The 19,608-nt window shown below is 73.7% G+C and carries 14 protein-coding genes and 2 pseudogenes; 4 read left to right on the top strand and 12 right to left on the bottom strand.

Translation table 11 applies throughout. From position 1 onward, the window contains the following. Positions 1-27 precede the first annotated feature (27 nt). The gene (locus tag IE312_RS34455) at positions 28-819 is read right to left on the bottom strand and encodes a hypothetical protein (RefSeq protein ID WP_229900782.1); all 792 of its coding nucleotides are present in this window, start codon (positions 817-819) and stop codon (positions 28-30) included. Positions 820-943: 124 nt separating this feature from the next. Next, positions 944-1,531 carry a hypothetical protein gene (locus IE312_RS43170; protein ID WP_229900783.1) on the bottom strand — a complete coding sequence of 196 codons (588 nt, stop codon included), beginning with the start codon at positions 1,529-1,531 and terminating at the stop codon, positions 944-946. Positions 1,532-2,182: 651 nt separating this feature from the next. On the opposite strand from IE312_RS43170, the gene IE312_RS43175 reads away from it, so the two are divergent. Both IE312_RS43175 and IE312_RS34465 read left to right on the top strand, forming a co-directional pair. Then, positions 2,183-2,398 carry a DUF6042 family protein gene (locus tag IE312_RS43175; RefSeq protein WP_318298443.1) on the top strand — a complete coding sequence of 72 codons (216 nt, stop codon included), beginning with the start codon at positions 2,183-2,185 and terminating at the stop codon, positions 2,396-2,398. 20 nt (positions 2,399-2,418) lie between these two features. Further along, positions 2,419-2,934 (top strand): annotated as a pseudogene (locus tag IE312_RS34465) (P-loop NTPase family protein); the annotation flags it as partial. A 1,091-nt stretch (positions 2,935-4,025) separates the two neighbouring features. Here the strand turns inward: IE312_RS34465 and IE312_RS34470 are convergent. After that, positions 4,026-4,955, bottom strand: a complete 930-nt coding sequence (locus IE312_RS34470) for an ADP-ribosylglycohydrolase family protein (protein WP_189986156.1) — start codon at positions 4,953-4,955, stop codon at positions 4,026-4,028. Between the two features lie 284 nt (positions 4,956-5,239). Here IE312_RS34470 and IE312_RS43905 point away from each other — a divergent pair, with 284 nt between their 5' ends. After that, positions 5,240-5,362 carry a hypothetical protein gene (locus IE312_RS43905; protein WP_268254390.1) on the top strand — a complete coding sequence of 41 codons (123 nt, stop codon included), beginning with the start codon at positions 5,240-5,242 and terminating at the stop codon, positions 5,360-5,362. Positions 5,363-5,395: 33 nt separating this feature from the next. Here IE312_RS43905 and IE312_RS34480 read toward each other — a convergent pair whose 3' ends face one another. The 8 genes and pseudogenes from IE312_RS34480 to IE312_RS34510 form a co-directional block, all read right to left on the bottom strand. Further along, a complete protein-coding gene (locus tag IE312_RS34480; protein WP_189986157.1) occupies positions 5,396-6,754 on the bottom strand; it encodes a YehQ family protein in 1,359 nt (452 codons plus the stop codon). 385 nt (positions 6,755-7,139) lie between these two features. Beyond that, positions 7,140-7,352: pseudogene (locus IE312_RS44210) on the bottom strand (hypothetical protein); the annotation flags it as partial. Then, complete coding sequence (locus IE312_RS34485) at positions 7,349-8,548, bottom strand: VWA domain-containing protein (protein WP_189986158.1); 1,200 nt, start codon at positions 8,546-8,548, stop codon at positions 7,349-7,351. The pseudogene IE312_RS44210 and the gene IE312_RS34485, both read right to left, overlap by 4 nt. After that, positions 8,545-10,905: a DUF5682 family protein gene (locus IE312_RS34490; protein WP_189986159.1), complete on the bottom strand. Its 2,361-nt coding sequence runs from the start codon at positions 10,903-10,905 to the stop codon at positions 8,545-8,547. Before IE312_RS34490 ends, IE312_RS34485 begins: the two co-directional genes overlap by 4 nt. After that, positions 10,905-12,002 (bottom strand): ATP-binding protein, encoded by a 1,098-nt coding sequence (locus tag IE312_RS34495; RefSeq protein ID WP_189986160.1) that lies wholly within the window; start codon positions 12,000-12,002, stop codon positions 10,905-10,907. Before IE312_RS34495 ends, IE312_RS34490 begins: the two co-directional genes overlap by 1 nt. After that, on the bottom strand, positions 11,999-15,415 hold the full coding sequence (locus IE312_RS34500; protein ID WP_229900784.1) for a DUF4132 domain-containing protein: 3,417 nt from the start codon (positions 15,413-15,415) through the stop codon (positions 11,999-12,001). Before IE312_RS34500 ends, IE312_RS34495 begins: the two co-directional genes overlap by 4 nt. Positions 15,416-15,770: 355 nt before the next feature. Next, positions 15,771-16,946 carry an alpha-lytic protease prodomain-containing protein gene (locus IE312_RS34505; RefSeq protein WP_189986161.1) on the bottom strand — a complete coding sequence of 392 codons (1,176 nt, stop codon included), beginning with the start codon at positions 16,944-16,946 and terminating at the stop codon, positions 15,771-15,773. Between the two features lie 518 nt (positions 16,947-17,464). Next, on the bottom strand, positions 17,465-17,794 hold the full coding sequence (locus tag IE312_RS34510) for a carboxymuconolactone decarboxylase family protein (protein ID WP_189986162.1): 330 nt from the start codon (positions 17,792-17,794) through the stop codon (positions 17,465-17,467). 120 nt (positions 17,795-17,914) lie between these two features. Here IE312_RS34510 and IE312_RS34515 point away from each other — a divergent pair, with 120 nt between their 5' ends. Continuing rightward, positions 17,915-18,790 (top strand): LysR family transcriptional regulator, encoded by an 876-nt coding sequence (locus IE312_RS34515; RefSeq protein ID WP_189986163.1) that lies wholly within the window; start codon positions 17,915-17,917, stop codon positions 18,788-18,790. Positions 18,791-19,297: 507 nt separating this feature from the next. On the opposite strand, the gene IE312_RS34520 is transcribed toward IE312_RS34515, so the two are convergent. After that, entirely contained in the window at positions 19,298-19,450 is a 153-nt protein-coding gene (locus tag IE312_RS34520; RefSeq protein WP_189986164.1) for a hypothetical protein, read from the bottom strand. Positions 19,451-19,608: the final 158 nt, after the last annotated feature.

A 19,608-nucleotide genomic window follows, 5' to 3' on the forward strand; every position in this document is an offset into this window, starting at 1 on the left:
CGAGTCGACGGACCCACCCGCCAGCGCCTACGACACGCGATGAGTTCGGGTGACGGTGAACAGCAGCGGTGTATGGATGCTGAGTGAGGCAGCGGTGTCGGCGATGACCTCGGCCAGCCAGCCGATCGCATCGCACGACCACTCGGTGAGTTCCCCGCGCAAAACCATCCCGTGGAGAGGCGGGCCGCACCAGAAACTGTCGTCGAACCGCGGGGCCAGGACGGCGTCCTGGCCGACGACGTCGTGTGAGCCGTAGACGAAAACCGGCTGGTCCAGGTGGCGGAGGTGGTCCGTGAGCCGTTCCGCGACATCAGGGATGGACGTGTACCTGCCACTGTTGATGTTGACCTCCACGGGCGTCCTCGACCGTGGGTCCCGCCCGGCGAACCAGTCGGCCGTCAGCATCGACGGCAGGGGCGCGTACGCGGGGCGTGCCGCGGCGTCGAGCCCCTGGACCGGTAGGAGGAGTTGTACGGCCGCCAGGCGCAGTGTGCCGAGCCGTGTGGTCGCGCTCTCGGCACACTGCAGGAACGGCCGGACGGGCAGCGGCCGGTCATCGGCGACAGCACTGGTCTCGACCTGGAACCACGAGACCAGGTCGGCCCCGGAAGCGAGGGAGCGGTCGTTGCATCCGGCGTCGTTCATGGCCCACAGGCCGGCGGCCCGCCGCATACGGTCCTCGGCACCGCCCCCGGCCGACCTGTCGTCGAGCCATCCCATGGCAAGCGACCGCTGGTGGAAGAGCGAGTAGGCGTCGTACTCGTAGTCGGGATCGCCCCAGGCATGCGCGGTGAGTTCACCGTGCAGGCTGGCGAACATGGTGCCTGCGGTCCGTCGGCCCCCAGGCGCCATATCGGGTTGTTCTGTGGCGCGGTGCTCTGACACGCCTGGTCCTCTCTGGTTGCTGTACCTCGCAGCCACGCCGTTCTGCTGGTGCTCGTTCTCAGTACACCTGGCAGGCGACATCGGCCTGGCGGTACGGCCGCTCGCCTGTGTCACCCTCACCGATCACATCGACGTCCACGTGGTTGCGCCACGATGCCGCGCTGGTGTTGGTGCAGTTGTGCCGTGCTGCCGTGCGGTGGCTACTCCCACCGGTGCCAGGCTTGAGCGTTTCGGTTTTCGAACACGCCTTCCTGCGCCAGGTGTTGTCCGTGTACCACTCGTATAGGCAGTTGTACACCTTGGCGAGGTCTTTGGTGCAGGTTCCCTTTCCCCACCATCCGTGGCCGGACACCGCCACTCCGGTGGCGGACCGGTGCGGATTGTCCCTCCCGCTCACAGGTGTGCAGGCCGCTGCCGGCGCCACCTCCGAATCCGCCTCCGTCGGGTTCTCGATGGGGAGCACCTGTCCGTTTTCGTCAAGGTACACAGCGGACTCGTCGGTGTCCTGCGGCGCGATCCCCGGTACGGCGTCCGCCTCTGCCACAACCGGGGGATGGACACGCTCCGGCGCGCTCCCAACCGGTGCGGACAAGGCCACCGCGGGCGTCGCCGCGCCTCCGATCGTAAGAGTCATGAAGACGGCCATGGCACCGCGCCGTAAGTTCGCGCTAAACAAGGCATTCCCCCATCATGCAGCCAGATCTAACCTCGACCGCCACATGATCGCCTGCTCTTCGACGGCGGGACTACCTGATATCCGGCCAAAGCGGCACCGGTGCAGCGGGGCATCATCCGGACGACACCCCATCCGCTTCGTCACTGGATCAACTGTGACCCGATCAGCAGCACCGATGAGTGGACTGGACAACCGTTGGGCGGATCGCCTCCAAGGCCGCCGCGTACAGCCCCGGCGACGCCTCTTCCCCGTGGGGCGTAGCCAGCCGACGGTGATGAAGCCGTGGTAGTGACCACTGAGCCGCGGGTCGGGGAGATATGCGCCAGGACCTCGGCGTGCATCTCGCGGCCGGCTCTCGACGCAGTCCGCCGACGGCCAGGCCCATGTACTCGGTGTGCCGGCGGACGACCGCGTTCGTCACGAGAGTCAGGCGCCATGCCTGCCCGTTCGGCTGCTCGGGCCGGCGGCGGGTGACCTTGCCCTCCCGCGTGTAGTGGCTCCGCGAGCAGCTGCGCGTCGCCCCGCACCACCAGGCGTGGGTGGGACATCCGTGAGAGACTGCCGCGTCTCGCTGCGTACGCTGCGAGCATCGAAGTGTTTTCGAGGAAGAGCTGCGGATGACTGGACCGGCTTGCGGCAGCCACGGGCCAGGATGCCGACGACATCTGCATCGCTCTCGCGGAACTCGTCCAGTCCGGGGACGCCCGTGTCCAGCGCGGCGAGGAGCCGGCCGACGCGGAGCGCCTGGAGGCGCACCAGCGCTTCGGCTTGGTCATGGACTGGGACCACTTCCATCTGCACCGGGTGCATCTGAGTACCAAGGGAGATGACGCGTGACGCCGAGCGTGCCGGGCACTGTGGGGACCAGAGACACGCGCCTGATCGTGATCCGGGGCAACAGCGCCTCGGGCAAGTCGTCCGTCGCGGCCGGCCTGCGCGAGAAGTTCGGCCGCAACCTCGCCATCGTCGCCCAGGACAACCTGCGCCGGGTCGTGCTGCGCGAACGCGACCGGCCCGGCGGCGCGAACATCGGCCTGATCGACCTCACGGCCCGCTACGCCCTGGACCATGGCTTTCACGTCGTCGTCGAAGGCATCCTGTACGCCGACCGCTACGGCACGATGCTCCAGGACCTGGGGCGCGCCCACCAGGGCGTCACACGGTGCTACTACCTCCACGTGCCCTTCGAGGAGACAGTGCTCCGGCATGCGACGAAACCAGACGCCGAGTACCTCACGCACGTCAACGGGGGCCACCTGCGCGACTGGTACCGAGACAAGGACCTGCTCCCTAACGGCCTGGAGACCGTTATCGACGCGGCCAGCACCCTGGACGACACGGTCCGACAAATCCTCTCCGAGAGCGGCCTGGACGGGCATTCTCCCGATCAACCGCTGAGGGGCGCCACCGCAGGTACGGTGTCGTCATCACGGCACCGACGACGGCCTTGCCACGGTCGTAGTCGCGGTCGCCCGGAACCACGTCCGGGCGGCGTGGCCCTCGACACCGCACCCCCGCCATGAAGGGCGCGTCGATACGAAGACCGGACCCTGCACCGACCTCGCCCTGCACCGGTTGTGGCCGTTGGCCGGATCCTGCAGAGTGCGCGCCACCGACGCCGTGCTCACCACGCTCGCGGTCCTCCTGCCGCTGCCCTCGCATGGGCCACCAGTGCCCCAACGATCACCGGGTCGGGCCTCACGACCACGGTGCGTCCGGTCCACTCCCGCTTCATGGGTCATCCGGGCAGCTGGCACCGCCCCCTTCAGCTAACTTGGCGATGGCACCGGGCGGCATGTCGTCGCGGAGTGGTACGACCCCGCACGGGGTGCCGCCAGACTCCCCGGTCCTGGGCGGTGTCCCCATCGATCTCCGCGACCAGTCGGGGCTCGACAAGTGGGACGTCCAGCGGGATCCGTGAGTCCCACGACGCCGTGAACCCCACGCCATCCCACGGATGTCCCGGCCCGGCCGCGGTGAGCCCTCCGACCAGACGCCGGGCCGTCTCCGGGCGCAGCGGGGTACTGCGGGCGACCGGCCGCAGGGCGCTGACTGTGTCGCACCGTCCCAGCAGCACACTGCTGGGACGGGCCGGGGGCCCGGTGACCGGTCCGATGACTGCCTTCGTGGTGTCCCGGCGGTGGACCTTGTACCACCCGCGGACCCGGGCAGGTAGTGCTGCCCCCGGCCCTTGGAACACTTGCTCCAGCCGTGCGCACTGTGCGGCGTACGGCTCCTTCAACCTGCACGTCGGTGGCGTGCAGGATGCGGCGGGCCGCGTACATCACCTCGCCGTCGGCATGGACGACGTCGAAGGCGAGGAACCTCGCCGGCATCTCGGCGGCGAGCCGCACGGCGGTACGTCCGCTTGTCTCATCGGCGGCGCGACGAGCCGCTCGGAGAGCGTGCTGATGAATCCGGAGGGTGCCTGCGGCCATCCCGTGCCGGCTTCTCCGGCGCCGGTTCAGCCTCCGAGGCGGTGTGCAAGGTCGAGCAGATCCGCTAGGTGCAGTACCTGTCCGTCGAAGCCTGGGAGGGGGACATGGAGTGGCTGGGTCCAGCGGACGGGGATTGCGTCCAGCCCGTAGTACGCCCCCGCGAGGCCTCCGGTGACCGCGGCGACGGTGTCCGTGTCGCCGCCGAGGTCGATTGCCGCGCGTATCGCGTCTTCGAAGCCGGTGGTGGTGCGCAAAGCCCAGACGGCGGAGCCCAGGCAGGGCCAGACGGCACCGTTGAACTCGGTTGCCTCATCGGGGTGCCAGTCGGGCGAGAGGACGGTGGCGTAGCGGCCGCGGTGGTCGGGGTGGACATGAGCCAGGATGTCCGGGAGCGCGGTGAGGGGGTCGGCGTCCTCGAACGTGACGCGGATGAGTTCGTGGAAGATCGCGGTGCCTTCCCAGGCCGCGCGGTCACCGTGGGTCAGAGCAGCGATGCGGTGCGCGGCGTCCATGGTGGCTTCTCGGCCGGCGGCCGCGAAGTGGACTGCGCAGGTCGATGCCCGCATCAAGGAGCCGTTTCCGGCCGCTCGTTGGTTGACCTGGAAATGGACCGCGGCGGCGAGGTCCCAGGGCATGCCGTTGGTCAGGACGTCTTCGGTCTGCAGGCCGATGTCCTTGGGGCCTGCCGCTGCCCACCGCTGGAAGCGGGCGAAGATGTCCGGCAGATCCAGTCCGCCCTGCTCCAGCAGCGACTCCGCGACCAGGACGGCCATCTGCGTGTCGTCAGTGGCCTCGCCGGGGTCCCAGCCACCGCCTCCGCACATCTCGCCACCGGCACCAGGCGCGGGAAACCGCGCGGAGAACGCTCCCTGGGGACCGAACTCGAAGGGTGCGCCCAGGGCGTCATCCACCGCTGAGCCGACGACCGCGCCGGCGGCCCGCTGCATCCGCTTCATTCGCGCAGGTTATCTGCAGCGCGCTGACGGCCCGCACGGCCCTGTTCGGCCAAGCTCGCCCAACGGCCCGCTCTCCTCGCTGAGGAAGGGGCTGGGAGCACGGCACGGAACACGTGTCGGCGCGAGACCCGACGGGGAGACCAGACGGACCTGCGAAGAGGCGCACGCAGTGGGCAGAGTGTCGGCCCACAGGCCGTAGAGGTCCTCCCTGCCGATGCGGGGGTGTTCCGCCGTACCAGGAGTGGACCTCGTCACGGCGGACGTCCTCCCCGCCGAGGGCGGGGGTGTTCCTCCCGCAGGAGAAGGTCGCCGCGTTCGTGGAGTATGACCGGGAGCACCTGGGCGAGCACTTCCTCGTCCACATGCGGCGGGAGCACTGGGTCGCAGCGGACCTGGGAGCGTTCTGAGGATCGCCGCGCCCCCGGGCGTCGCGAGGGTCGTCAGCCGTCCTCCTGGTGCAGGTCCAGGGTCGTCGTCAGCCGGATCTGGGCCGTCACCCAGTGCGGGACGGCGGTGGGGGCTCCCTCCTCGCGCAGGGTGCGGATCAGGTCGTCCAGGAGGCCTGCCGCGCCGTTCAGGCCGGTGCGGCGCAGCCGGTCCGCGCCGTCGGTGAGGGCGGCGCGGGTCGCGGGTGTCAGGTGGCACAGGCCGTGGTGGGCCGCGTCCGCGAGGGCCGTGAGCGCCGCCCGCAGGGCCGCGGTGACCGGGTCGGGCGAGCGGTGCGCGGCCGCTGCGAGCAGGCTGTCGCCGGCGCCGGGTGCCAGGTCGGGGACGGTCACGCCGCCGGCGGTCAGCACGGCGAGCGGGTCCAGCACGGTACGGCCGTGGGCCCGGCCCAGCATGCCGCTGACGGCACGGATCCCGTCGTCGGCCAGGGCCGTGGCCAGCGCGTCGAGGCCGCCGGGGCACAGCGGGTTGTACTGGGCGTGGAGGTGGACGCCGTTGCCCGCCGGGTCGCGGAGCACCGCTTCGAGGCGTTGCGCGGCGGGGTCGTAGCCGATCTCCTCGACGGCGTCCACCAGGACCACGCGGACGTCGTCCGCCGCGACGCGCGGGCGGATCAGTCGTGGCGGGCGCTCGCCGGCCGCCCGCAGGTGTGCGGCGGTGTCCCGCACCAGCAGGGTCCGGGGCAGTTCCGTCCAGGCCGAGCCGACCGGCGTGACGCTGGTCGCGGCGATCCGGCCGCGGGAGAGGGTGACCGTGCGGTCGGCGGCGCGCGTGGTGTGCTCGCTGACGACGTTCGCGGTGGCCAGCGCGTGCAACGGGGAGCCGAGCAGGCGACGCCGGGACAGGTCGTGGCCGGTGGGCCGCTGGCCCTCCGTCAGGTCCCAGCGGTTGCGCAGGACCAGGGCGATGCCGGCGTCGGCGTGCGCGAAGTACGTCTCGGCCGTACGGTCCCGGGCGGTGCCGCCGATCCGGCAGCCGAGCGCCACCAGCCGTACCCGGCGCAGCGGCGTCACCGGTGCCTCGGTGGTGCCCAGCACGCCGGCCGGGTCGTGGCCGGCGGCGCGGTGCCGGGCATGGAGTTCGGCGAGGAGCAGGGCGAGGCGTTCGGGGGTGTAGCGGGTCTCGCGGGCCGTGTAGGCATCGAGTTGTTCCCGTAGTTCGTCGACCGCGCCCGCGGGCCAGTGCCGGGAGGTGGCGGCCAGGGCGCGCCCGGCGCGGCGGAGCGAGCCGGCGAACACCGGGCCGACCTGCCGCACGCCGTCGAGGAGGAGTTCGTCGGCGAGCGCCAGGGCCGCGCGCATCGCCTCGTCGGCGGCCGCGGGGGGCGGGGGCGTCCGGCCGCCGACGGACACCTCGGTCGTCCGCTGGGCGTCCGCCGCGGCGGAAGGCCCACACGGCGAGGGTGACGACCTCGCCGCGCAGGGCGGCGGCGGCGTCGGTGAGGGCGTAGCCCAGCGCGCGCGGGACGGGGAAGCGGACGGTGCAGGTGGGCAGTTCCACGCGGGGTGCCGGGTCGTCGGCGGTGGGGCGGTGCACGCGGGAGGTGTAGCCGCGGGCGCGGACGCGCTGGGCGGCGGTCAGGGCGGTGCGGCCCAGCGTGGCGGCCAGCGCGTCGTCGTCGAACACGCCGGGCGACCAGTCCACCAGCGGTTCCCCGGCCGCCGCTGGCTGCTGCGGCGCGCCGCGCTGGTAGGCCAGGACCAGGGCGACGCGGTGCCGGCACATCCCCGCCGCGGAGCAGGTGCAGTCGGCCGTGTCGAGGCCGCGGCCCGGCGGCAGCACGGTCACGGTGCCGTCCGGGAAGGTGCCGCGTACGGTGCCGTCGTCGCCGGTGGTCACCTCCGGTCCGGAGCCGGCCGCGAGGTCCTTGTCGGCGCGCTTGACCAGGCCCCGGTTGGCGAGCGAGGCGAGCGTGTCGGGTGTCAGGGCCAGCAGATCGGAGCGGGTCACCGGGCTTGTCCTCCGCGGCCGATCCGCTCCGCGACGAACTCCGCGAGCCGGCCCGGCGTCATCGCCCCCACCGGGGCGCCCACCGCGGCCAGCCGGGCGGCCAGGTCGCGGTCGTAGGCGGGGTCGGCGGCCTCGTCCAGGGCGGCCAGGCACAGCACGGTGGTGCCCTGCTCGACCAGCTGCCGCACGGTGCGCACCAGGCGGAAGGGGTCGCCGCCCTCGTAGAAGTCGGAGACGAGGGCGACGATCGTGCGCCGCGGGTTCTCCACGAGCGAGGCGCCGTAGTCGACGGCGCGGGCGATGTCGGTGCCGCCGCCGAGCTGCACGCGCATCAGCAGCTCCACCGGGTCCGTCACCTCGGAGGTCAGGTCCACCACCGCGGTGTCGAAGGCGACCAGATGGGTTTTCAGGCCCGGCAGGCTCCACAGGCAGGCGGCGGTGACCGCCGAGTGGATCACCGAGCCGGCCATGGAGCCCGACTGGTCCACCAGCAGCACCAGCTGCCACTGCTCCAGGTGGCGGCGGGTGCGGGAGTGGAAGTGGGGCCGCTGGATGAGGATGCGGCGTTCCCCGTGCTGGTAGTGGGCGAGGTTGGCGCGGATGGTGGTGCGGAAGTCGAAGTCGCGGGCGAGCGGCAGCCGGCTGGGGCGGCGGGTGCGCGAGCCGGTGAACGCCCGGCGCATCTCCGGCTGGAGGCGTTCCATCAGCTGCCGTACGACCGTTTCGACGATCCGTCGGGCCGCCGCCAGCACCTGCGGGTTCATCAGGTGCTTGGTGCGCAGGACGGCCCGCAGCAGGGTCTGGCTCGGCTCGACGCGGGCGAGGACGTCGGGGTCGGTGACGATCTCGTGGATCTCGTACTGCTCCACCGCGTCGCGTTCCAGCCGCTCCACGGTCTCCTTCGGGAACAGCCGGTGAATGTCGTCGAGCCAGTCCACGGCGGTCGGCTGGGACGGTCCGCTGCCGCCCTCCCGGGAGCCGGCCGCCCCGCGGCGCACCCCGCGGCGGTGCAGGTCCTCGTCGCGGCCGTACAGCCAGTCCAGCGCGGCGTCCCGGGCGGCGGACGAGCCGTGCAGAGGGCCGGTGCGGCGTTCGGCGGCGGCGCCGAGGATGAGCCGCCAGCGCTCCAGCCCGGGGTCGGGGGCCACCGGCGTGCCGTGTGGTGCCGGAACCGGGTCGGGCGGTGCGGGGCTCATCCGGTCACCTCCGGGCGGGGGGCGGGTGCCGCCGCCAGGCCGTGGCGGTCGAGCAGTCGGGTCACGTTCTCCTCCAGGGCTCTGGCGCGGGCCAGCAGCAGGGGGTCGGCGGGGGTGCGCAGCAGGGAGCGGGCCGAGCCGCGCAACCGGCGGCGGTGCAGCAGGCGCTCGGCGATGCGCTCGCGTTCGAGGGGCGGGAAGAAGGCGAAGGCCTGGCGCAGCGCGGGCAGTCCGACGAGGAAGTCGCCCTCGGGCAGCGCCGATACGACCCCGTCCACGAGGTCGATCAGGGAGCCGCCGTCGGCCGTCGTGCCGTGGGCCACCTCCTCGCGGGCCACCGCGAACAGGCCGGTCAGCCAGTCGCCGAGGGTGTCCACCGCGGCCGCGGCGAGCGCCTGCACCACGGGCCCGGGGTCGTCCGGGACGCCCAGCGCCCAGCGCAGGCCGAAGGCGGCTCCGCGCAGTGCGGCCGGGGCGCGCGGGTCGCGGCTGATGCGGGCGGCGGCCTCGGCGGCGGCTTCCGGGCCGGCCGACAGCAGGGCGGGCGCGTGCCGCAGCGCATCGCGGGCGGCCGCCAGCGCGCGCAGCACCGCCAGATCCGCGCCGGGGCCGCCGTGCAGCCCTTCCGCCAGCCAGAACACCCGGTCGGCGGCACTGCCCACCACCCCGCCCAGCAGCCCGTCCCCGGCCACGCCGAACACCCGGTCGTGCCGCCACAGGCCCAGCGCCGCCGACAGCACCTCGCCCAGCCGACCGAGGTCGCCGGCCTGCCCCACCCGGGCCGCGAGCGTCGTCAGCAGGTCGGCGCAGAGCGGCCCGGTCCCGCACAGCACGGCGTCGAACAGCAGCCCGGCCAGCGCGCCGAGTTCCGGGCCCGCCGCACGCGTCCGCTCGCCGAGCAGCGCCGCGGCGGCGTCGTCCAGGCGTGCCCCGTAGGCACCGGCCTCGATGAGCGCGGCCTCCCGGCCGGCCGCCGGTCCCGGCTCCCACAGCTCGGTGAACACCGGGTCGGCCCCGTGGGCCGGTCCGGAGGCGCGGGTGAAGCCGGGGACGCCCAAGACGCGCAGCCGGTGCAGGGTGCGGCTGCGGGCCAGGCCCCGGTTCTTCGTCAGGTCCAGGGTGACCGGCGTGGCGGCGTCGGCCAGCCCCAGGCCGGCGAGCTGGGCGGCCACGTCCCGCACCAGCGGGGGCAGCGGGGTGTCCGGGTGCAGCCGGCCCACGGCCTCGCCGGTGCAGGCGGCGACCATCTCCACCACGACCGGATGGGTACCCGCGCCGAGGGCGCCCCGCGTCGTCCACGGCAGCGGCCGGTCCAGGTCGTCGGTGATCAGCGCGCCGGCCAGGCCGTCGAGGACGTCCCCCCGTGTCTCGTACGGGTGGCCGCGCAGCTGGGCCAGCCCCTGGGACAGCGAGCGGGCGGCGATCAGGTCGGCCGTGGACAGCGGGACCCCGCGGGCCCGCAGCCGCTCGGTGACCGCGCGCAGCAGACCCTGCCCGGCCGCCGGCGGGCCCTTCTCCCACAGCCACTGGTAGTAGCCGGGCGAGGGCATGCCGGACTGGTATCCGGCGAAGGCGTCCAGCTGCCGGAAGGAGTACGGCACCAGGAAGCTGCCGCCGAGCGCTCCGTCGGGCGGCTCGGGCACCGCGGGCCAGCCGGCCGGGGCCGCGGCGGCCCCGTGCCGTGCGGACAGCGCCCGCAGGGCGGGCTGGTGGAAGCCGCCGGTGATCACCAGGACCGGCCGGTCGCCGGTGCGGGCCAGCGCCGCCCGCACCCAGGCGGCCATGTACTCCTCGCGTGTCCGGTCCGCGGCGTCCGCCTCCGCGTCGCCGCGCACCAGCTCGAAGTAGGCGTCGAGCCGGGCGCGCAGCTCCTGCGGGTCGGTGCCCGGCCCGGTGACTTCGAAGAGCCCGTCCCACAGGGCGTCCACGCAGTCCACGGCGAAGTGCTCGCACAACCTGCGCGTGGCCTCGGCGTACCGCGCCTCCGCGTCCGCGTAGCGGTTGGCGTACCGGTCGGTGTGGCCGGCGACGGCCGGGTGCCAGGCGGGCAGGTCGATGAACCGCACCTCGGCCCCGGCCGCCCGGCCCTCGCGCAGGGCGATCCACTCCGGGGAGTAGTCGCACAGCGGTGTCCAGGACGTGGCCACGCGCTGGTCGTCGCGGTAGTGGCTGAACACGGCGACGGGCAGCGTGTGCCCGAGCAGCAGTTCGTCCATCCGGTCGTTCATGTCCGCCGGGCCCTCGACCAGCACCCACGCCGGCCGCAATGCCCGGATCGTGTCGGCGACCAGCCGCGCGCAGGCAGGGGAGTGGTGGCGCACGCCGAGGAAGACGGCGGGCGCTGCCGTGGCCGGCATCAGTCGGCCAGGAGGCGGCGGGCCTCGTGCAGGGCCCGCCACTGCGGGCCGGGCCGGCGCGGCGCCTCCTGTTCCAGGAAGCGGCGCAGCCGGGCGAGGTCCTCGGGGCTGTCCTTGGCGGCCGTACCCGCCAGGCAGGCCACGACGTCGGCGGCGCCGCCGGGCTCGCCGCGCAGGAACCAGGCCCGCACCCCCACCGCGTGGGCCACGGAGACGGCCTCGGCGGTGCTCATCACCGTCGACATGCGCTCGCCGTGCGCCGCGGTGCCCCGCAGTTCGCGGAAGGTGCCGACCAGTACCTCCAGCACGTCCCGGCGCGGCGGCGGCTCCACCCCGGACTGCCGCAGCAGCGCCGCGGCCTCGGCCTCGACCAGGCCCAGTTCGGTCTCGAAGTCGGCGATGGGCAGCACCGTCTCGAAGTTGAAGCGCCGTTTGAGGGCGGCGCTCATCTCGTTGACGCCCCGGTCGCGGGTGTTGGCGGTGGCGATGACGTTGAACCCCTGCCGGGCGAAGACCAGGCCGTCGGGTCCGTCGAGTTCGGGAAGGGTGATGACCCGGTCGGAGAGCAGGGACAGCAGGCAGTCCTGCACCTCCAGCGGGCAGCGGGTGATCTCCTCGAACCGTACGATCCGCCCCTCGGCCATGCCGCGCAGCATCGGCGCGGGTACCAGGGAACGCGCGGAGGGGCCCTCGGAGACCAGCAGCGCGTAGTTCCAGGAGTACTTGATCTGGTCCTCGGTGGTGGCCGCGCCGCCCTGCACGGTGAGCGCGCTGCTGCCGCTGACGGCCGCCGCGATCAGCTCCGACAGCAGCGACTTGGCGGTGCCGGGCTCGCCGACGAGCATCAGGCCGCGGTTGGTGGCCAGTGTCACCAGTGCGCGCTCGACCAGGGAGACGTTGCCGACGAACTTGCGGCTGAAGCCGTTCGGTTCGTCGCCGACGACGAAGCGGCGGGCCGCGCGCAGGCTCAACTGCCAGCCCGGCGGGCGGGGGTCGGTGTCCGCGGCGCGCAGGGCGGCCAGTTCGGCGGCGTAGCGGACCTCGGCGGGCGGGCGCTGGAGCAGCGCCTCGCCGGCCTCCTCGACGGTGACGGTCACTTGGCGGTCACCTCGGTGAGGTCGGCGAGGATCTCGGAGGCGATGACCGGGTCGAGGTCGCCGAAGCGCAGCGGGTACTCGCGGCTGTGCCAGTAGTCGCCCGGGGCGGAGTCGAGCCAGACGTGCTCGAGGGTCTGGTCGGGGAACGTGTCCGGCATGCCGACGGCGATGCCCTCGTCGAGCCCGATGACCAGGTGGCGGTCTGCGTCGATGCGCCGGTGGAACCAGCGTTCCACGCCCGCGTCCTGCGGTTCGCCGCGCTCCCAGCCCCGCTTGGTGAGGCCGAGCAGCTTGCCGACCGGCACACACGCGCCCTCGAACCGGGTCAGCCGGTGCCCGATGGCCTCCTCCTCGGTCAGTTCGTGCACGGCCCGGCCCAGCTGCGGGAACGGCTGGAGAATCTCGTAGTCGGCGAACAGCTCCGACCACGCGGCGAGCTGGCCGGCCAGGTGCAGCGGGTGCGCCACACGGACCGTCGCCTCGTCGGGCAGCGTCAGCTCGTCGTCGTCGACGTCGGCGAAGGTGCGGTCCTCCGCCACCCGGAAGGCCGTCGTCACGCCGCCGGTCTCGCCGAGCCAGACCAGGCGGCGCACCAGGTGCCACACGAGCGGGTGGGCGACGAACAGCTCCCGGAACTCCGCGGCCGTCCAGGTGCGCTGGGCGATCATCGCCGCCTCCAGGCGCCGCACCTGGTCGCCGGCGACGGTGCGGACGTCCTTCTTCAGCGCGGCGAACCGCTTGCGCTCGGCCGGGGCCAGCTCCGGGTCGTCCTTGACGCCGGGCGCGGGCAGCGCCTTGCGCTGCTTGCCGTCGGCGTCCCGGATGTAGGGGCGCAGCTGCTCGTCGAAGCCGACGGTGAACCGCCGGGGGCCGTAGTCGATGACGGTGGTGCCGTCGGCGTCGAGGCCGAAGTCGGGCACGAGCCGGTCCCCGAGCTGCTCGCCGGTCAGGCCGAGGCCCTCGGCGACCTCGGCTATCTTCTCCTGGGCGCGCAGCTTCAGCGCCTTGAACGGCACCCGCTGGGCGATGCCGTGCAGGTGCATCAGCGCCACGTCGGAGCCGATCGTCGCGAGCACGGTCAGGCCCTCCACGGCGCGGTGGTGGGAGCCCTCGCCGGGCCACGCGCGCACGACGGGCGTGAGGCGGCGGACTGTGTCGTCGTCGCCGAGCCAGCCGAGCGCGTGCAGCGCCCAGCTGTCCTTGGGCGGCATGCCGGCCAGCCGCCACTGCCCGAACACGCCCCAGGCGAAGCCGGCGAGGGAGTCGGCGGTGCAGTGCTCGGTCAGCACCTCCAGGCCCGGGTATGTCTCGCCCGGCTTGGACAGGGCCAGCAGTGTCAGCACGTTGCGGACGGCGTCGGCGGGCAGGGCGCCGCCCTCGCTGAGCAGGATCTGCGGCAGCAGCGCCGGGTCCGCCCAGGCGCCGACCGTGGGCACGCGGGCGGGCAGCGCGCTGACCAGCGGGTCGACGGCCAGCGTCTCCTCGACGATGTCCGCGGCCTGAGCGCCGCAGCCGGCGGCGGCCGCCGAGACCGCCGTGTCGCCGTGGGCCTCGGCCAGCAGCCGCAGGGCCCGCTCCGCGCCGCGCCGGACCGGGCCGGCCGGCCCCACCGCGTGCGGCACCAGGAAGGGCACCGCGTCCAGACCGTGCCGGGCCAGCCAGGCGCGGGCGGTGGCGTCGGCGGACTTCAGCCGGGCCAGCCAGGCGCACACCAGCGCGGCGACCTCGACGTCCCGGTACGGCAGCACCAGGGCGCCCAGGGTGCTCGGGTGCCGGGCCGCGGCCCGCCGCATCAGCGGCAGGGCGGCCAGGGAGTGCCGGGCGGCGATCGGCTTGAGCGCCGCCTCGCCGTTCCAGTAGTCGTCGGGGGCACAGTCGGCGAGCAGCGGTCGTACGACGTCCTCGGGGCCGTCGACGAACAGGCGCAGGTCGTGGTAGCTGCGCAGCTGCCCGGTCCGCCGCAGGTGCTCGATCTCGCCGGACCAGTCGTAACCGACGCGCCATTTGGCGTAGGGGCCGCCGGACTTGGCCCAGGCTTCCTGCTCGTCCGGCCGCCACGCCATGTGCGGCTCGGGTGCCGCGGGCATCTCGGTGGCGACCCGCGTCCTGCCGGTCTTGCGCTTGCCGGCCCACGGCGGGCGGACCAGGAGGGCGGGCAGCGCCTCGGCGGGGGCCTCGGCCACCCGGTCGGTGCGGGTGAGGTGGGGCGCCACGAGGGCGGCGACCTCGGCGGGCAGGCCGGGCAGCACGGCAGCGGTGATGCCGGTGTGGGCGAGGACGTGCGCCGCGAGCAACTGCCCGGCCGGCTGCGCGTTCCCGCCGGAGCCTGCCGCCTCCGCGCCCAGCAGGCGCAGGGCGCGGACCGGGTACCGGCGCATGGCCTCCAGCAGGCACGGGCGCACGTGCTTGTCGCCGACGCGGTCCAGCAGGAGACGGAACGCCTCGTCCGACGGCAGTTCGACCAGGGCGTTCGCGAAGGCCTTGGTGCGCTCGGAGTTGCCGGCCCGGTCGAGGGCCTCCTCCAGGAGGGGGGCGAAGGCCTTGCCGGTGCCCTCGGCGAGGGTGGCGACGAGCGCCGTGTTCCAGCCGAACCACGTGAGGCCCACCCCGTGGCCGAAGTGCTTCAGCTGTTCCGGGGAGTTCAGCGAGCACGCCAGCATCGCGCGCAGCAGCGCGTCGACCCGCGGCACGTCCAGGCAGCACTCGTCGACCCACTGCTGCTCGGTCGGCAGCAGGTAGGACACGACGATCCGGCGGCGGACGCCGGTGCGGCAGCCGGCCAGTGCGGCGACCGTCTCCCGGTAGGTGTCCTCGTCGGCCACGGACAGCAGGGTGCGCACGCGTTCGGCGAACTTGGGCCAGGCCCAGGCGGGGGGCATGGTCCCGTCGGGGCGGAATGCGAGCCAGGGTTCTCCCCGGCGGCTGCCGCTCGGGTGGTAGTGCGGCTCGACGTCGAAGTACTCCACCACGGCCCGGGCGGCGAACGCCAGTCCGTGTGCGTGGACCCAGGCGTCGACCTGGATGCCGTCCGGGTGGTGCGAGTAGAAGGTCCGCACGGCGATCGCCGCGGCGCCCAACGGGTCGTGACGGCCGCTCAGGTGGTCCCTGGTGGCCTGGACGATGCGCGGGTCGCTCTTCGGGTCGGCCAGCATCGCCTCGATGCGGTCCGCCTCCTCCTGGAACCGGACCGCCGTCCACTCCTCGGCCCCGGCGTCCGGTGCGGGGACGCTCCGCTCGATCCCGCCCCGCCGGGGGTGCACCAGCCGTCGCCAGGCCGACGGCATCCGGAACGTCTCCTCGTCGGGCAACGCGACCGGTTCGTCCGCCACCGCCTCCGGTCCGGCGACCGCGGGAGCCTCCCCCTCGGCCTCTTCCCTCGCCGAACCCACCCCGACCGACTCCGTGCGCCGCACAACCCCTCCTCCACCGATCCCGGACGGGATCGATTGCTTGATCAGTTGGCGGTCACGCTATCCGCCCCCACTGACAACGCCCCCGGCCGTCACCACGGCGGCGGCCACCAGGTGCCATAGAGGCCGCAAGGCCCGGTGTCGTAGGCGGCTTGAGGCCCGGCGCGGCCGGGGAGGTGCGGGGGTGCTGTGGGGGTGGGAGTCCCAGCACGGTGTCTGCTCCATGGTCGGTGCGGCGCCACGGAAGGGGGGGTCCGCCACGGTGCGCGCGGACCCCCGGTGCGACCGCGTGTGGTCGGTGCGCGGGCGAGATCAGCCGGTGTACGTGTGCAGGCTCAGCCCGCGTACGTGTGCAGGGTCAGCCCGTGTACGTGTGCAGGGTCAGCCCGTACCGGCCGAGGATCTCGTTGACCGGCTGGAACCAGGTCTCGCCCCCGCTGGAGCAGTTGCCCCAGCCGCCCGAGGTGACGCCCTGTGCCTGGTCCCCGGTGATGAAGGAGCCCCCGGAGTCCCCGGGTTCGGCGCAGACGCTGGTCTTCGTCAGTTGGTGCACCGCGCCCTGGCTGTAGTTGACGGTCTCGTTCGTCGCCAGCACCGTCCCGCAGTGCCAGTGGGAGGTCGATCCCGAGCGGCAGACGGAGGAGCCCACGGGGGCCACGGCCGAGCCTCGCACGAGCTGGTCGGGCACCGTGCCCCAGCCGAGCACGACCGGCACCGTCCACCAGCCGCTGCCGACGCTCACCCAGGCGTAGTCGTTGTCCGGGAACGACGAGCCTCGGAAGGTGCCGATGTACGAGCCGTCCCAGCCGCTGACCCCGGCGCCGGGCCCGCCGCAGTGCCCGGCGGTCACGAAGCCGCCGTACACCGAGAAGCCTATGGAGCAGCGGACGTTGCCGGTGTAGTAGGGGTCGCCGCCGACCGTTCCGGCGGCGAAGGTGCGCGGTGCGGCGGACACCGTACGGACCGTGACGGGGCCCGCCTCGCGGGCCCGGGACACGAAGCGCCGGACATCGTTGTCAGAGCGGTCCGCCCGGACGATGTCGACGACGACCGTGCCGGCCACCGGGTCGACGTGCCAGCCGCTCACTCCGGGCGGCGCGGACAGCCGGTCGACGCGCGCCTTGACGGCGTCCAGCTGCCGGGCCGTGTGCGCGGCCGTACGGACCTCCGCCCCGGCCGCCCGGACGGCACGGCGCGTGTCCGCCGGGGCGTCCGGGGTGAGTGCCACCGTCAGGCGCCCCTTCGCGGAGTCGAACCAGGAGCCCGCATAGGCCTCCCCGGCCGTCCGGCGCACCTTGGGGGCGAGCGCGGTGGCGGCCCGTTCGTCCGCGATCCGGGCCTCGGCCTGCTCGCGCGTGAGGCCGAGATCGCGCTGCATGGCGGTGACGAGTCCGGCGGAGGCGGGCGGGGCCGCGGTGTCCGCAGAACCGGTCGTGGAGCCGGCCGCCGCCGCGGGGACCGCGCCCGCTGCGCTCAGCCCGCCGAGGACCAGGAGTGCGGCCAGCGCGGCATGCGGAAGTCGTCTGCGTCTCATGGGAGTTGCCCTTCGTCGTTCCAGGGGTGGGGTGGAACAGCCGATGTCTGAGAGCGCTCTCTGCTTGGCGGGGCAGAGCCTAGCCGCGCCGTGACGCCAGGTCCATGCCAATGCGCGAGTTTCGGTGGCGGCACGCGCGAGGGAACTCGACTGTCGTGTCAACTCTTGGACGGTAAAGCCTGGTTGGCCGACACCCGGACCTCCTGCGATACGGTCGCGGCCGGCTACGCCGACCTGATGGGCGAAGCGCAGGCCCGCGAGCCGTACCTGCGGGCGGCCCTGGCGCTGTTCGCCGAGTCGGTGCACGCCGCCGGCTGCGACCCGGCGGTGCTGCCGGGAGGCTTGTCGCCGCGGTCCGCCGTTCGGCCGCTCAGCCTCCTCAGGCCCCTTTCAGGGCTGTACCAAGGGCCAGCACCAAGTGGCGCACCGTATGCCCTCCCTGGTCCCCGGTGCATGGGCCCTCCCAGCAGACAGCGCGTGAGCCTCCGAAGGCCGTGCAGTCTCCGGGGGCTCGCCGACTAGTGGCCATGCTCCTCGTAGAGGCGGTCGGCCATGAGTGCGTGGGCCAGGGTTCCGCCCGCGCGGACCGCGGCGGTGACGAAGGCGGTCTCGGCCAGTTCCTCGGCGGTCACGCCGTGACGGCGGGCGGCGGCGGTGTGCACGTCGAGGCAGTACGCGCACTGGGTCACCAACGCCACCGCCACGGAGATCAGCTCGCGGTAGCGCCGCGGGACCGCACCGTCCTCCCGGTCGACGGCGTCCTGGAAGGCGCGCCATGCCGCGAACTCCACCGGGGCATTGGCGCCGACCGAACGAGCGCGCTTGAAGTCGTCGGGGTCTGTGTACACGGCGGGCTCCTTGAGCGGTTGGGGTGGATCCGTTGGTGGATCCACCCCACCGCGACGGGGGCGGCCGCGTCCAAGACCGATTTCGCAGGGACGGGTTCGAACTCGGTATCGTGGCTGATCATGGACCTGCGGGAACTACGCTGCTTCGTCGCCGTGGCCGAGGAGGGCCACTTCGGCCGGGCCGCGGCACGCCTGCATCTGGCACAGCCGCCGCTGAGCCGCCGGATCCGGGAGCTTGAGGCAGACCTCGGGTGCCGGCTGTTCGAGCGGATCCCGACCGGCGCCCGACTCACCCCGGCCGGCGAGGTGCTGCTCGCGGAGGCGCGGGACCTGCTGGAGCGCGCCGAGCGCGCCCGTGAACGGGTCCGGGGCGCCGAGTCCGAGCGGGTCCTGGTCCTCGGTACGGTCGCGGGCGCCGGGCTGGACGTCGGCGCGGCGGCGCTGTCCGCGCTGCGGCGGGAGCGGCCGGGGTTGCGGGTGAGGCTGCGCGAGGCGCCGATCACCGATCCGAGCGCGGGCCTGCGCGAGGCCCGGGTGGACCTGGCGCTGACACGCCTGCCCTTCGACACCTCCGGCCTGACGGTCTGCCTGCTCGGCGAGGAGCCGCTCGTGGCCGCCCTGCCGGCGGACGACCCTCTGGCGGGCCGCCCGCGGCTGCACGTCGCCGAACTCGCCGGCCGGCCGCGCTTCCGGCTGCCGCCGGGTACGGACGCACGGTGGCGTGCATACTGGCTCGGCGCCCCGGACGACGTGCCGGGTCCGGTGGTGTCCTCCCCTGAGGAATGCCTGCACGCCGTCCTCTGGGAGGGCACGGTCGGCCTGCTCCCGGCCGGCGCGGCACGGCGGCACGCCCGGCCCGGCATCGCCTTCGTCCCGGTTGACGGCCACGCACCGAGCCGCATCGTCACCGCCCGCCGCGCCACCACGCCCGACCCCCGGGCCGAGGCTCTCGCGCAGGCCCTCACCGCAGCCTTCGCCCGCCGCCCGCCGCGGTGATGAAGGCCTCGGCCTGGTCCTGCGACCACTTCCCGTAAGGGTTCGGTGTCGCTGATGTCGCCGCTACATTGGGCAGTGATGAGGCCGGAGGTGACGTCGTCGCCGGGCTTGGCCTTCTTTTGTTCGATCAGCTGGCCGATCAGCTCGTGCACGCGGGTCTGCGTCTGCATGGCCTGCTCGGGGGCCAGATCGGTGGCGAACAGCAGGGCGACCGTGTTGCGGAAGTCATCGTGGAGGTTATCGCCGACGCCGAGGATGGCGCCCGCGACCAGGCGCGGAAGGCGCCAGGCGAACCGGGCGCGCAGGTCCACGGTCTCGTCGGGTCCGGCGCTGCGGAGGGTGCTCGTCGTCATACGCGGACAGGGCGTTGCGGACGTCGACCCAGATCCGCAGCGGCCAGTCGGCCGGGAGCTCGCCGCTGGTGTAGGCGGGCCAGTGCTGCGCCGCGTCCCTGGAGACGTCGGAGTGGGTGAGCAGGCGGCGTATGAGGCCGGGGTCGGTGACGGACTAGGCGGGGATGTCGCCGGGGAGCAGGACGCGGGTGGCCGGCCCGCGTTCGCGCAGGGCGGCGGCCTCGCCGTGGATGTCGGATCCGGTGGCGTCGAGGTGGTAGGGGCAGTCAGCCGCGGGGGCCTGGGTGTTCTGGGTGTTCGTGGGCATGGTGGGCTTCAGCGATCCCACGTCCCCTACGTGGGCGTTCGACGACCTGGCGGGTGCGCAGTGCGACCTCGCCTTGGTACGCCTCTTCGGGGGTGATGTGGACGGTGCGGCAGAGGCCATCCGCCCCGTGCTCGATCTGCCGGCGTCACACCGCAACA

The sequence above is a fragment of the Streptomyces capoamus genome (assembly GCF_014654935.1).
Taxonomy (GTDB): Bacteria; Actinomycetota; Actinomycetes; order Streptomycetales; family Streptomycetaceae; genus Streptomyces; species Streptomyces capoamus.